Genomic DNA, 13,284 nt, shown 5'->3' with positions numbered 1-13,284 from the left:
GTTACCTTAGCTACATTTCTAGCTGTAACTATAAATGTATGGATTTTTTATCGTGCCATGTTATAATTAACGTCTTGCTAAAAATTAAATATTGATGAATGAACTAAGAAAGTTAAGTATTACACAAATGCATGACGGGCTCAAAAAAAAGAGTTTTTCTGCCGTTGAACTCGTAGAGGCGCACATCAGTGCGGTTGAAAATGAGAAATTAAATGCATTTATAACAAAAACCCCAGAGATAGCAATGAAAGCTGCTAAAGCTGCAGATGAACATTTCTCTAGGCAAAAGGATGATTTAATCTCGCCGCTCATGGGTGTACCAGTTGGCATCAAAGATCTATTCTGTACAAAAGGAATAAAAACAACAGCATGCTCAAAAATGCTGGAAAATTTCGTTCCGACTTACGAATCTACGGTGTCTGACTTGCTTTTAAAAAGTGGAGCAGCCATGCTCGGTAAGCTTAATATGGATGAATTTGCTATGGGTTCTGCGAACACAAATAGCTATTTTGGCCCTGTTGAAAATGTGTGGATTAGAAAAAGCGATGGGGAAAAAGTTGTTCCTGGTGGATCATCTGGTGGATCTGCAGCATCGGTTGCTGGATTTTTATGCGCTGGAGCGTTAGGGAGCGACACCGGTGGATCTGTACGCCAACCAGCAGCTTATTGTGGAGTAGTTGGAATAAAGCCAACTTATGGAAGATGCTCGCGTTTTGGTATGATTGCATTTGCGAGTTCTCTGGATCAAGCAGGAGTCATTACTCGTTCTGTCTCTGATTCAGCATTAATGCTGGAAGCAATTTGTGGCTATGATACAAAAGATTCAATATCGAGCGAAAAGCCAGTGCCTAAATTTTCTAGCTTTATAAATGGTGATGTCAAGGGTAAGTGTATTGGTATACCAAAAGAATATAGGATGGATGGAATTTCAGAGGAAATAGTTCATAATTGGGAAAGAGTTGCTTCCTATTTAAAAGAAAATGGCGCTGAAGTTGTTGACATTACTCTGCCACATACTAAATATGCAATACCAGTCTATTATTTAATCTGTTCTGCTGAAACTTCATCCAATCTTGCTCGTTACGATGGTGTGCGTTATGGATTAAGGGTTGATGCTGATACCCTTGAAGAAATGTATTCACTAACAAGAGCAGAAGGTTTTGGTAAAGAGGTGAAAAGAAGAATTTTAATTGGCGCTTATGCGCTTTCTTCAGGTCATTATAATGAATATTACGAAAAAGCGCAGTGCATTAGGGCATTAATCAGAAATGATTTTATAAAAGCGTTTGAAAAAATAGATTACATACTTGTGCCATCTGCTCCAACAGAAGCTTTTGGCTTAAATGAAAAGCCAGATCCGCTAATTATGTGCATCAATGATGTGTTTACTGTGCCGGCAAGTCTGGCAGGATTGCCTGCTATTTCTGTTCCTGTTGGGCTCTCCAATGAGGGTTTACCACTTGCCTTGCAAGTGATTGGAAATTATTATGATGAAGCTGGAATATTAAATGTGGCAAGTGTGATAGAGCAAAATTGCGGCAGAATAATTAGACCTCTTGCATAATCTATTTTTTGATAGTAATTTTTGCATTAAAATTTGCTTACGCTCCTCAACGTACTCTATGGTTCCATTTTTAGATGAATAGCAAAAACAGGGTATATTAATCTGTTTACAAAATTTTCGTGTAACAGTTCACACTTAATTAAACAGACTGAATTCTGTAATTTTGGGATGTTGAAAAATTTACCTCACGTTGTCATTCCAGCGCATAACGCTGAAATCCAGATTTATAGAAACGAAAAAACTTGCTTGACACATTTTGCCAACCCCCTTATTACGATGTGTAGTACAATGATACAAATTAAGAATTCCCCCATCCTGTGCTGGTTCTTCGATCTGAAATCCTACTTCTACCTGATCACAACCAATGTTAATTTGTCCTATTAATGCTTTAATAATGCCGCGCTTAGTTTGCCAATCTAGCTGTTCCAGGTTCGATTTTACACTAGAATAAAAATTCTTTATGCTATTTATAATAAGACTTATTCCTTTTTCTACTGCCTTCTGATCAACTACCTTTTTTTTCTCTTCTTCTATCCCTTGTAAGCGTTCTTTCATTTTTCTCATTGTCTGTTTAAATTCTTCCTCGCTTATATATCCTTTCTCTCCTGCATTTTCTTGACTATAATAATCTTCCATTAATTTTTCGATACCTTCTTTTATTTGATTTTCTCTTCTTGCAAACTTTTTCTCTGATGATTCATCATTTTTATTTTCTAATACTCTACGTTGGTATTCCTTTTTTATCATCTCTGGGTTTTTTAGTACATCTTTCACCTTTTCCCATACTGACCTTACCCAGAAAAAGTGGAGAGAAAGAAAGGAGTTTTTTCGAGTAAAATAAAATTTTGGAGGATTAGAAATGGCAAGAGAATATACGGCAGAATTCAAATTGGAAGCTGTTAAGCTGGCAAATGAACAAAGAAAGGTAGGTCAACCAGTTGCAAAAGTAGCAAGAGATCTAGGAATAAGGGATAGTGTATTAGGAAAATGGATGAAGAAATATAACGAAAAAAAGTCAGCGGCAAATGCATTTCCAGATGTAGCACCTTATGACAAAGAGAGATTTGATTTACAGAAAGAGTTAGCAAAAGTAACAAGAGAAAGAGACATTTTAAAAAAAGCCCTGGCCAGTCAAAAAGAGTAAAATATTTTTTCATAAAAGAGCATAGTAAACACTATAAAGTGCAGGAATTATGTAGGGTTTTCTGCTAGTGGCTACTATAAGTGGACTACAAGGAAAATAAGCAGTAGAGAATCAGCAAATAAAGAGTTATTAGCAGATATTCAAAAAATATATCAAGCTTCTAAATGTAGATATGGAGCTCCTAAAATTCATGCTGAATTAAAGGCTTTGGGTAAAAGTTGCAACTTAAAAACAGTGCAAAGTATTATGCAGAAAAATGGTATTCAGGCTATATTGAGAAGAAAATTTAAAATTAAGAAACAACAAACGGACAGTAGCTCCCAATATATTAGACCAAAACTTTATTGTCGATCAACCAAATAAAGTATGGGATTACTTATATAAAAACCAAAGAAGGATGGCTATATTTGGCAACAATAATCGATCTATATTCACGCATGGTAGTTAATGAGCAGTTCAATAAATAAACAATAGGTTATGGACTCTTTATTAATGGCCGTTAACAAGCGTAAACCTGCCAAAAATCTACTATTACATAGTGATCAAGGTTCACAATATACTTTGCAAGGTTATCAATATCTCTTATCCATAAAAAACATAGATGAGTCATAAAGGTTGTTGTTACGACAATTCTGTTGTGGAAAGCTTCTTCAGTTCTCTAAAAAGGGAGTTACCAATAGACACCTCTCGGCACTCTAAACAGCATATCAAAACTGCTATATTTGAATATATAGAAATTTTTTATAACAAACAACGTCACTATTAACTATTGCATTCCTGAGCATTTTGATTCATCATTCTCTTTGTGAAAAACATTCCAAACTTTCTCTCCACTTTTTCTGGGTAAGGTCACATGTCAATGGCTCCATAAGTTCACATTCTATTCCCAAACTTTTTTTAACTAACTTTAAAATCATAGAAAATACTGTCGAAAAAGGAAGTTTTCTTGTTCGTGTAAAACTCAACACAATGGATTTTCTGAAAAGTTTTCGAGTATATTGCATTTTTAATTTGTAAGATAAGATCTTTTCCTTTTTGCATGCCTCACCTAAAAAAGACACATTTTAAACTTTTTTGTTGCAATAAAATAGAAACAAAAGTGCTGTCCCTTGCACTCTTTGGATAATTTAATGATAAAAAATTTGGAGAGAAATTTTATACACTATCGCTGATATTTTTCCTTAAGTTGACGCCATTGCCTGAACGGATACATGACAAATCTATCGTTTATCAAATCGTCGGTAAGCCTAAAGCTATAGCCATTAAGCACGATAAAGAAAATCATTCATAATCGCTATAGCAACTAGTGTAGACACTTGACGTTCCTTGTGATTTGATAAATAGAGGTTTTTATCTGACTTCACAACAAGGGCTTCTGGATGACTTTGAAAGTGAACATTACCATGCTTATCTTCAATAGCCTCTATTACCCCCTCACTGGAAAATGCTGCAACTTTATATCCAAGTGACTCCAATTTTCTTCTATTTTCTGGTGTATTACTTACTGCTCCTGAATGAGCATCTGGAAAATATGTTGAAAACCAGCCATTTTCATTAGGTATTAGGAATTTGGCTACTACTTCTGCTAAACGACTATTTGGAACGATCTTTATCTGCTGGAGAGGTACATCCTCTTTCTGTGGATTAGGTGCTGATTTTAAATGAGATCTTCGTTTCTCTTCATCACTCACAACACTCACTACTTCAATTCCCTTTGCATTCATTATGCCTTCACATATGCCAAGCAAATGAATTACAGGGTTATCATCCACTATTTTTACAATTGCTTCAGTAACAAGCTGGCGACAAGGAGTGGGTGCTGAGTGTAAATTATCCGGAATAAATATTCTATTTATTTTGTGCTCTTTAACAAACTTTGCAACTTCAACTTTTATTCGGTCTAATGTTAGCTTCTTTGCCAATGTTTCATCTTGTTTTGCAAAGATAAGCGACTTTTCTTGGATTTCTTTTAAGTTAATTATTTTATTGTAATCAATGAGTACGGTTTTAACTCCAAAGTTATTAAACATCTCGTAGATATTTTGAGATAGCCCAAGCTCATGTGCTTCTTCCGTTTTCAACAAACCAACAACTATGTCATTATTTACTGTATTTTCTGCCGTCAAGACAGTTGACGCTGGTTCTTCTTTTCTGGTTACATGTTGAGATGCCGGTTTTTCACTAACGCCAGCATAAGTAATATTGCTTAATAATAGAACTATAATTAATAAGATATTAAATAGTTTATTATAATATTTATATACCATGACTTGCCTCCCTAATATTTATATTACGATATAGAGTATTTTATGACAAAAAGGCAAGTTCGCCAAGAAAGAGAAGGTGGCCTGAGCAGGAATCGAACCAGCGACACAAGGATTTTCAGTCCTTTGCTCTACCAACTGAGCTATCAGGCCAACTGTATACTTTTATTTTTAGATAAAAAATGTTATTATGTCTATCAAAAGTTTTTAAAGTAGTTTATAAAAATAAAGGATGAACATTAATGACAAAATAGGAATCTACCCTGGCACATTTGACCCTATAACTTTTGGGCATCTTGACATAATCAAAAGAGCGTGTAAACTAGTCGATAAATTAATAATAGGGGTTGCAGAAAACGTTAATAAGCATACTGCCTTTGACACAAAGCTACGCACAAGCATGGCTGAAAATGAAATTAAAGGACTAGGAATTGATGCAGATGTTATATCTTTTAATGGGTTGCTAGTGAAGTTTGCCAAAGAGCAGAATGCTTCTGTTATTATTAGGGGATTAAGAGCAGTATCGGATTTTGATTACGAGTTTCAAATGAGCTGGGTAAATTATAAACTTCTTCCTGAAATCGAAACCATATTTCTTCCTGCTTCTGAAGATACTCAATTTATCTCATCAAGCTTTGTAAAGGAAATAGCAAGATTAGGAGAAGATGTTAGCAAATTTGTATCAAAAGGTGTTCAAAACGAATTGATTAATCTGAATAGGATAAAAAATGGAGAATAGTGCTTGTTGTTTTTTATTTCTGAATGGGTATATTCAATATATAAAATGTTATAAGCTAAAGGAGCAGCATGTCAAAAGTGAGGGTTAATAATAGAAAAGTTTGTTGTCATGGTGATGAGAATGATGAGGGTTCCGGCCATCCATTAATATATTTAGATATGGGAGAAGAAGAGGAAATAGCCTGCCCTTATTGTGAAAAGACGTTTGTCCATGACTGCACTGTAGAAGCGGTTGGGGAGCTGACTAGGGATGAGCTCTAATGGCACTTCTGCAGACTTAGCTTATGTAAATAGCAATAAGAGGGGCAGTAAAAATGAAACTGTCCATACGGTCGAGCACTCCCCCATGGCCAGGTATCATATTTCCACTATCTTTAACACCGTAAGCTCTTTTAACAAGCGACTCAGTGAAATCGCCAAGTTGCGCTAGAATAGCAATTGCAAGGCCAATGATTGGAGAATAAAAAATTGAAAATAGACCAAAAAATATTGATCCAAAAATTGTGCACACTACTCCAGCTAAAATCGCACCAAGAAGTCCTGCCCAAGTTTTTCCAGGGCTAAGAATTGGGCAAATTTTAGCTCCACCAAAATTCTTACCAAATAGGTAGGCAGTAACGTCAATTCCCCAAATGGTTAAGACGAACCATACTAATGCGTATTTTCCTTGTGGTAGATTATATAAATATATTAATGAGGCGCTTGGTAGTGCAATCAATAATAATGCAAAAACGTATAAAATTTTATTTCCTTGGGTTAGATTATACCATTCAAAAGAAGATAAAACTGCTATTGAAAAAATCAATAGGTAAAACGATAAATCACTGAAATATGTAGCAAAGGAAAATATGAATAATATTACTATTGAGGACAACATTCTAATTATAAAATTATTATCTACCATATTTTTTCTCTCTTTTTGTATAATCTTCTAATGCTTTACTCAAATCTTGACAAGAAAAATCAGGCCATAAAGTATCACAAAAATACAATTCAGCATAAGCTGCTTGCCATAATAAAAAGTTGCTTAACCTTTTTTCGCCACCAGTGCGAATTAATAAATCCAATTTTGGCAAATCTTTAGTATATAGAAATTTTTCAAATTCCTCTTCTGATACATAAGCAATATTTTCTTTTATAATATTGCTTATAGCTTGTGTAATTTCTTGCTTTGCTCCGTAACTGACTGCCACAGTGAGTAATAAACCATCGTTCTTATGTGTCATTTCTTCTGCTTTTTTAATTTGATCCAATATTTTACTGGGTAACAGACTTAAATTGCCAATAAAATTCAACTTAATGTTACAATTGTAAATGAAATTGACTTTATCTTCATTAGTTAAAACGGAGTAAAATAAATCAAATAGACAGTCAGTTTCGTTTTTAGGTCTAAGCCAATTCTCCATAGAGAATGCATACAAAGTTAAGTAGGGTATAGTTAAGTCCGTACAATACTTGGCAATATCGTATGCAACTTCACTGCCCTTTTTATAACCATCAATTTTTACTCTTCCTTGATTGTTTGCCCATCTACCATTACCATCCATAATAATTGCTAAATGTTTCGGTAAAGATTCTTGATTCAACATTTAAATTTAACCTAATTTTGACTTGAGTGAAATTTTTTGGATTTCAATGGACACCTGGAAGGTGTCAGCTACTTGCATGACAGGAAGAGAGTTACTGTAGTGACACCAATAGTTGGTACTTGAATGCAAAATTGGTGTCATCCCAGTGCTCCGACACTGGGATCCAGGAAATTTGATTTCAAACAAGTGCATCAGATAGTTGTATAGTAAAGGCTGGATTCCAGTGTCAAACACTGGAACGACATCATTTGCTATGTAAGCTTTCTCCATATCATTTAGTGATTCAGTATATCCTTTTCTTTGATGGACAATTCACCATCAATCTTTTTTATATTATCATCAGTAATATTTTGTATTTCCTTCTTAGCACCATGAAAATCATCTTCTGAGATTTCTTTATTTTCCTTCATTTTTTCTGTTTCTTCCATAATATCTCTACGTATATTTCTAATGGCAATCCGTGCATTTTCAGCAAACTGATGCAATAATTTCACTAATTTTTCACGGGTTTCTTGTGTCAAGTCCGGAAGAGCTATACGTATGGTATTGCCCTCAACAACAGGATTTAAATTCAAGTTGGCATTTAATATAGCATTTTTCACTTCACCGACAACATTAATATCCCAAATTTTAATTGATAGAGTTTTGTTATCTATAACCGAAACACCTGCAACCTGATTTAACTTTTGATGTCCACCATAGATATTTACAACTATACCATCAAGCAACGATGCGCTAGCTCTACCAGTGCGTACGCCTTTAATATCATCATGAAAGGACTGAATAGTTTTTAGCATTCTTTCTTTTGTTTTAGCTTTTATTTCATTTAACATAAATTACCTAATGTTTACAATCTGAAACTATAGTATAAGTACCTTGACCCTTAATAATATTGACTATTTTTTCTCCCTTCAAAGAAAAAACTATAATTGGAATAGAATTCTCACGAGCAAGTGAAATTGCTGATGCATCCATAACTTTTAAATCACGAGTCAATAAATCCGTGTAAGAAAGCCTATCATACATTACAGCATCCTCATTTTTTTTCGGATCAGCGGAGTATACACCATTTACTTGCGTACCCTTTAGAATAACATCACAATTCATTTCAACAGCACGTAAGGCTGCAGCTGTATCTGTAGTAAAAAATGGGTTGCCTGTGCCTGCTGCAAAAATTACCACTCTACCTTTTTCTAAATGACGAATAGCTTTCCTTCTGATGTAAGGTTCGCATACAGTGGCCATGGGTATTGCAGATAATACCCTAGAAGCTACTAAATTTTTTTCTAAAAAGTTTTGTAAAATTAAAGCATTGATTATAGTTGCAAGCATTCCAATATAATCACTGCTTGCTCTTTCACAACCACTTAAAGACGCAGATGTGCCACGAAAGATATTACCACCACCAACAACAATACATACCTGAACTCCAAGATTACAAACTTCAACTATGCCTTTAGATAACTCACCTATAGTCTCCATATCGTGACCAAATTGCTTTGATCCCATCAAAGCCTCACCAGAGATTTTAAATAACACCCTGGAATATTTTATTTCGCTTTTTTCATTTGTTGAAATAAACATTTTTTGCTATTTAATCTGCATCACCCAAAACAAGTAACTTGTAATTAGAGAGTTTAACAGCACTCAACTCGCTTGATTTTATAAAATCAGAAATCTTCATCTTATCATCCTTTATAAATTTTTGCTCCAGTAAAACAACTTCTTCATAGTACTTAGCCATTCGTCCATCTACTATTTTTTTTGCTACTTCTTCAGGTTTATTTAAGCTCCTCACTTGCTCTTCAATTATAGAACGTTCGTTGTTCAACTTCATTTGATCTAAATCATCTATAGACAAGGCTTCAGGCTTCATAGCAACTACATGCATAGCTATTTGTTTCCCAATCTCTTGTAGCTTCGCCTTATCACCAGATGATTGCAATGCAATTAAAGCACCAATCTTACCTAAGCCATGCGCATCACCATGTACGTAGCCAGCAATAACTCCATCCTTAGCTTCTAAGTAACAAAGCTTGCTTAACTCTAGCTTCTCACCAAGAACTGACGTACCATTCATAATAGCTTCCTGCACTGTGCCAATGCTTTCATACTTGGCATTTTTTAACTCATCAACGCTAGTACAGCGTTCTTGATGAGCAATTGATGCTAAATTTAAAACTAACTCTATAAATTTCTCATTCCTTGCGACAAAATCGGTTTCGCAATTGAGTTCAATCAATACACCACAATTTTCAGTCAAACACATAGCAACGAGCCCATCTGAAGCTACTCTATCAGATTTTTTGTCAGCTTTAGCAAGACCTATTGTACGTAACTTATCAACGGCTTTCTTAATGTCACCATCACATTCTTCTAATGCTTTTTTACAGTCACTTAAGCCAAGCCCTGTTCTATCACGTAATTCTCTTATATCATCTGGATTCATCTTCATTTGTTACTACCTCCCTTTCTTCTTCTTTGTAAACTTTACTACGTCTCCTTTTAGTTTGCACAATACCATCTTCTTTTTCTTGAATAAACTCATCACCCCTTATATCATCAATCTTAACTCCAGATTTTGCTAGACTAGACTCTATTCCAGCTAATATAGAGTCGGTAGCTAATTTACAATAGAGCTCTATTGATTTTCTTGAGTCATCATTTCCAGGTATTAGATAAGTAATACCATCTGGATCAGAATTAGTATCAAGTATTGCAACTATTGGAATTCCTAACTTCTTAGCCTCCTTAACCGCTATATGCTCTTTATTAGTATCAATGATGAATAAGATATCAGGAATTGCTCCCATTTCTCTAATACCGCCAAGCGCCTTATCAAGCTTTTGCTTTTTCTTTTCAATGTTTCCCAATTCTTTCTTTGTTAAAATGCTATCCTCGTCATTTAATATTTTCTCATATTGCATCAAGGTTTTTATCGAAGAAGAAACAGTGCCCCAATTAGTAAGCATACCACCAAGCCAACGATGATTCACATAATATTGACCACAACGAATCGCTTCACTTGCAATAATATCAAAAGCTTGAAACTTTGTACCAACAAATAGAATGCGACCACCTTGAAATACAACGTCATATAAAGCCTTCATGGCCACCTGTAGCAATGGTAGTGTTTTTCGCAAATCAATTATATGTATACGATTTTCTTGATGCACTCCATATATGTATGGAGCCATTTTTGCGTTCCAGCGACTAATTTTGTGACCAAAATGTACACCAGATTCAGCTAAATCACGCACAGTGACTTTAGGCAAATTTGTCATATATCATTCCTCCAAATAGTTTATCTTCCATGGCATAACCCTAATGGGACTACTTGTACAAGCCATGTGTGAAATTAAATTATTTACATAGTAATAGAAAAGACAGCAAAGCGCAAACAAAAAATATTGACAAAGGGCAACATGTTTATTAGCTTTAAAGTTGAAGCCCGAAAACGCTAAAAAGAAATTAGGGGGGTGTAGCTCAGTTGGTTAGAGCGCATGCCTGTCACGCATGAGGTCGTGAGTTCAAGTCTCATCACTCCCGCCATATTAGTTTTAGCATAACTTAGAATTCGCAGTATTATTGCCGGTATTGAGAAACGCCTTCACCAAACTTGACATGGCATGGTATTGTAATTAATACTTAAATAGGTTTGTTTTTATCATTAACAATTAGGATTAAATATGCTCATTTCTGAAGTTTTTGCAGCAGATGCAACTAGCAATACATCAAGTATCGGCGCATCTTTTGCTAGTTTTACTCCATTGATTTTAATATTTGTGGTATTTTATTTTCTCATTATTCGCCCGCAACAAAAAAAACTAAAAGAACATAGAAAGATGATAGATCAAATAAAACGTGGTGATACAGTCATTACTTCTGGTGGAATAATAGGTGAAGTTAATAAAGTTGATGAGGCAAATGCACAATTTATAATAGAAATAGCACCAAAAGTTGAGATAAAAGTTCTAAAGTCCGCTATATCTGAGGTTTTAAGCAAAGAAACTCAAAAAGTAGCAGCTAAACCAATTAAAAAGGTAAAATCGAAAGAATGATAAAAAGAATATAAATCAACCAGTAATAAAGGCAAAAATGCTTAACATGTTTAGAAAAAAGTTTGTTTGGTGATCCATTTGTGTGCGGAATATTTGGTGTAGTAAGTAGCGGTGATTCAGTAATACCAACCTTACTAACTGGGTTACAAAAATTGGAATATAGGGGATATGATTCCTCAGGTATAGCAATCATAAATAACGAAGGTAAGATAGAAGTCAAAAAATCAGAAGGTAAAGTCGAAAGGTTATGTGAAGTTGTTGATGACAGCAAGATGTCTCACAGTACAGTTGGTATAGCACATACTCGCTGGGCTACACATGGAGTCCCAGGCCTTAAAAATGCTCACCCCATTCGTACAAATAACGTTGTTGTTGCTCATAACGGCATAATTGAGAATTACAATCTGCTAAAAAAGGGCCTAGAAGAAAGGGGCATGTCATTCCATACTGACACTGACACAGAGATCATACCAAACATGCTAACCTTATATCTCGATGAAGGATTGTCGCCAGTTGATTCTCTATTTAAGTGTTTAAACAACCTACACGGCTCATTTGCCTTGGCCTTATTATTTGCAGAATATCCAGACGCCTTATTTGTTGCGAAGAGAAATTTGCCTTTAGCAATAGGCTATAACTGTAACACAGTGTTTGCTGCATCTGACTCTAATGCTTTAAGTGCATTTGTGGAAAAAATATCGCATTTGGAAGATGATGACATTGCAGTGATAAAATCTAGTGGAGTTAGTATATACAACAATGGTACACAAGTTAAACGCAGTATAGAAAATAGTAGTCCAAGTGATTTTCTAATTAGCAAAAATGGTTACCCTAGCTTCATGTTAAAAGAGATTTTTGAGCAACCGCGTGCATTAAACAAAACAATAAATCAATTTTACAAGCAATATAAAGAGGTAATATTTGCTAACAAAAAATTGTTTTCTGAGCTGAGTTACATTACTATAGTTGGATGCGGGTCATCTTATTTTGCTGGGCTAATAGCAAAGTATTGGCTGGAAAATGTCGCTCAAGTTCGAGTATATCTAGAAATCTCATCAGAATTTAGGTATAGCAACGTCAAGCTGGAAGAAGGCAGCATTGGGTTATTTATCTCTCAATCTGGCGAAACTGCAGATACCATAGAAGCGCTGCGTTATGCGAAATCACAGAAGCAAACAATCATAAGTATAACTAATACATTTAGCAGCAGCATTGAAAAGATCTCAGATATTGTGTTACATACTCTTGCTGGGCAAGAAATTGGTGTTGCTTCAACAAAAACCTTTTCTGCGCAACTTGCAACTTTAGCATGCTTTGCCGCGGAGCTTGGAAAAATAAAAGGTATACTGGGTGGAGAGAGAATAAAACAGCTAAGCAACGCTATTAACTCTATTCCCAAGTATGTTGAGCATGTTTTAAATGTGATGAAAATACAACATATATCAGGCAGCATATTAGAACACAATAACGTTATTTTAATTGGCAGAGGAAGTTCATACGGAGTTGCAATGGAAGGCGCATTGAAAATAAAAGAGCTTTCATACATCAATACCATTGGTATTGCAGCGGGAGAAATGAAGCATGGTTCTATTGCTTTAATAGACTCTACTGTGCTTGTTATAGCAATTATCCCTTATGATGATTTATTCTTTAAAACGCTATCTAATATACAAGAGATTATTGCAAGAAAAGGCAAAGTAATTGCCTTCAGTGATAAACAAGGAGCGCCATTCCTAAGGGGAGTTTGCGCAGATGTGGTGCAACTTCCAGACACTGATAACTTTATCTCTCCAATCATCTACAGTGTTGCTATGCAATTCCTTGCTTACTTTACTGCAGCAAAAAAAGGGTTAGATGCAGATTGTCCAAGAAATTTAGCTAAGTCTGTCACGGTTGAGTAGTTCATTTAAAGTTAAAGCTAAAC

General features: G+C 34.9%; 17 protein-coding genes, 2 tRNA genes and 1 pseudogene. 9 read left to right on the top strand and 11 right to left on the bottom strand.

Translation table 11 applies throughout. From position 1 onward, the window contains the following. Positions 1-94 precede the first annotated feature (94 nt). On the top strand, positions 95-1,564 hold the full coding sequence (gene gatA / locus ABWU47_RS04420; protein WP_044471200.1) for an Asp-tRNA(Asn)/Glu-tRNA(Gln) amidotransferase subunit GatA: 1,470 nt from the start codon (positions 95-97) through the stop codon (positions 1,562-1,564). 180 nt (positions 1,565-1,744) lie between these two features. Here gatA and ABWU47_RS04415 read toward each other — a convergent pair whose 3' ends face one another. After that, on the bottom strand, positions 1,745-2,338 hold the full coding sequence (locus ABWU47_RS04415) for a hypothetical protein (protein WP_231115873.1): 594 nt from the start codon (positions 2,336-2,338) through the stop codon (positions 1,745-1,747). Between the two features lie 85 nt (positions 2,339-2,423). Here ABWU47_RS04415 and ABWU47_RS04410 point away from each other — a divergent pair, with 85 nt between their 5' ends. The 3 genes from ABWU47_RS04410 to ABWU47_RS04400 all read left to right on the top strand — a co-directional run bounded on the left by ABWU47_RS04410 (position 2,424) and on the right by ABWU47_RS04400 (position 3,474). Further along, positions 2,424-2,708 (top strand): transposase, encoded by a 285-nt coding sequence (locus ABWU47_RS04410; protein ID WP_038198869.1) that lies wholly within the window; start codon positions 2,424-2,426, stop codon positions 2,706-2,708. Positions 2,709-2,729: 21 nt separating this feature from the next. After that, a complete protein-coding gene (locus tag ABWU47_RS04405) occupies positions 2,730-3,071 on the top strand; it encodes an IS3 family transposase (protein WP_095866567.1) in 342 nt (113 codons plus the stop codon). 238 nt (positions 3,072-3,309) lie between these two features. Further along, a complete protein-coding gene (locus ABWU47_RS04400; protein ID WP_081600772.1) occupies positions 3,310-3,474 on the top strand; it encodes an IS3 family transposase in 165 nt (54 codons plus the stop codon). A gap of 67 nt (positions 3,475-3,541) precedes the next feature. Here the strand turns inward: ABWU47_RS04400 and ABWU47_RS04395 are convergent. From ABWU47_RS04395 to ABWU47_RS04385, 3 genes and pseudogenes are all read right to left on the bottom strand, one after another. Further along, positions 3,542-3,749 (bottom strand): annotated as a pseudogene (locus ABWU47_RS04395) (IS4 family transposase); the annotation flags it as partial. Positions 3,750-3,970: 221 nt separating this feature from the next. Further along, positions 3,971-4,834 (bottom strand): gamma-glutamyl-gamma-aminobutyrate hydrolase family protein, encoded by an 864-nt coding sequence (locus ABWU47_RS04390; protein WP_082246099.1) that lies wholly within the window; start codon positions 4,832-4,834, stop codon positions 3,971-3,973. 218 nt (positions 4,835-5,052) lie between these two features. After that, positions 5,053-5,125: transfer RNA gene (locus tag ABWU47_RS04385), tRNA-Phe, on the bottom strand. A 79-nt stretch (positions 5,126-5,204) separates the two neighbouring features. Here ABWU47_RS04385 and coaD point away from each other — a divergent pair. Then, a complete protein-coding gene (gene coaD, locus ABWU47_RS04380) occupies positions 5,205-5,711 on the top strand; it encodes a pantetheine-phosphate adenylyltransferase (RefSeq protein WP_006279325.1) in 507 nt (168 codons plus the stop codon). A gap of 68 nt (positions 5,712-5,779) precedes the next feature. Beyond that, positions 5,780-5,971 carry a zinc-finger domain-containing protein gene (locus tag ABWU47_RS04375; protein WP_006279326.1) on the top strand — a complete coding sequence of 64 codons (192 nt, stop codon included), beginning with the start codon at positions 5,780-5,782 and terminating at the stop codon, positions 5,969-5,971. Between the two features lie 16 nt (positions 5,972-5,987). Here the strand turns inward: ABWU47_RS04375 and ABWU47_RS04370 are convergent, their stop codons facing one another. From ABWU47_RS04370 to rpsB, 7 genes are read right to left on the bottom strand one after another with little or no spacing between them, the layout of a single operon-like run. Beyond that, positions 5,988-6,614, bottom strand: a complete 627-nt coding sequence (locus tag ABWU47_RS04370) for a phosphatidate cytidylyltransferase (RefSeq protein ID WP_077188153.1) — start codon at positions 6,612-6,614, stop codon at positions 5,988-5,990. Beyond that, complete coding sequence (gene uppS / locus ABWU47_RS04365; RefSeq protein WP_006279327.1) at positions 6,604-7,299, bottom strand: polyprenyl diphosphate synthase; 696 nt, start codon at positions 7,297-7,299, stop codon at positions 6,604-6,606. The genes ABWU47_RS04370 and uppS overlap by 11 nt, the downstream gene beginning before the upstream one ends. A 6-nt stretch (positions 7,300-7,305) precedes the next feature. After that, on the bottom strand, positions 7,306-7,569 hold the full coding sequence (locus ABWU47_RS07100) for a hypothetical protein (RefSeq protein ID WP_410530062.1): 264 nt from the start codon (positions 7,567-7,569) through the stop codon (positions 7,306-7,308). Positions 7,570-7,574: 5 nt separating this feature from the next. Then, positions 7,575-8,132, bottom strand: coding sequence for a ribosome recycling factor (gene frr, locus ABWU47_RS04355; RefSeq protein ID WP_006279983.1), 558 nt, complete (start codon positions 8,130-8,132; stop codon positions 7,575-7,577). 7 nt (positions 8,133-8,139) lie between these two features. After that, positions 8,140-8,877, bottom strand: a complete 738-nt coding sequence (gene pyrH, locus ABWU47_RS04350) for a UMP kinase (protein WP_405196809.1) — start codon at positions 8,875-8,877, stop codon at positions 8,140-8,142. Between the two features lie 16 nt (positions 8,878-8,893). Next, complete coding sequence (gene tsf / locus ABWU47_RS04345) at positions 8,894-9,754, bottom strand: translation elongation factor Ts (protein ID WP_006279981.1); 861 nt, start codon at positions 9,752-9,754, stop codon at positions 8,894-8,896. Further along, a complete protein-coding gene (gene rpsB, locus ABWU47_RS04340) occupies positions 9,735-10,583 on the bottom strand; it encodes a 30S ribosomal protein S2 (protein ID WP_006279980.1) in 849 nt (282 codons plus the stop codon). The genes tsf and rpsB overlap by 20 nt, the downstream gene beginning before the upstream one ends. A 191-nt stretch (positions 10,584-10,774) precedes the next feature. Between rpsB and ABWU47_RS04335 the strand changes: the two genes are divergently transcribed. The 3 genes from ABWU47_RS04335 (at position 10,775) to glmS (ending at position 13,261) form a co-directional block, all read left to right on the top strand. After that, positions 10,775-10,851 (top strand) — tRNA-Asp (locus ABWU47_RS04335). A gap of 137 nt (positions 10,852-10,988) precedes the next feature. Next, positions 10,989-11,360: a preprotein translocase subunit YajC gene (gene yajC / locus ABWU47_RS04330; RefSeq protein WP_015589055.1), complete on the top strand. Its 372-nt coding sequence runs from the start codon at positions 10,989-10,991 to the stop codon at positions 11,358-11,360. Between the two features lie 80 nt (positions 11,361-11,440). Continuing rightward, a complete protein-coding gene (gene glmS / locus ABWU47_RS04325; RefSeq protein ID WP_353285765.1) occupies positions 11,441-13,261 on the top strand; it encodes a glutamine--fructose-6-phosphate transaminase (isomerizing) in 1,821 nt (606 codons plus the stop codon). The last annotated feature ends 23 nt before the right edge of the window (positions 13,262-13,284 follow it).

The organism is Wolbachia endosymbiont (group A) of Gastracanthus pulcherrimus, from assembly GCF_964028265.1.
In the GTDB taxonomy this organism is placed as follows: domain Bacteria; phylum Pseudomonadota; class Alphaproteobacteria; order Rickettsiales; family Anaplasmataceae; genus Wolbachia; species Wolbachia pipientis.
The sequence above is the reverse complement of the archived record's forward strand: the minus strand, read 5'-3'. Positions and strand labels throughout refer to the sequence as shown.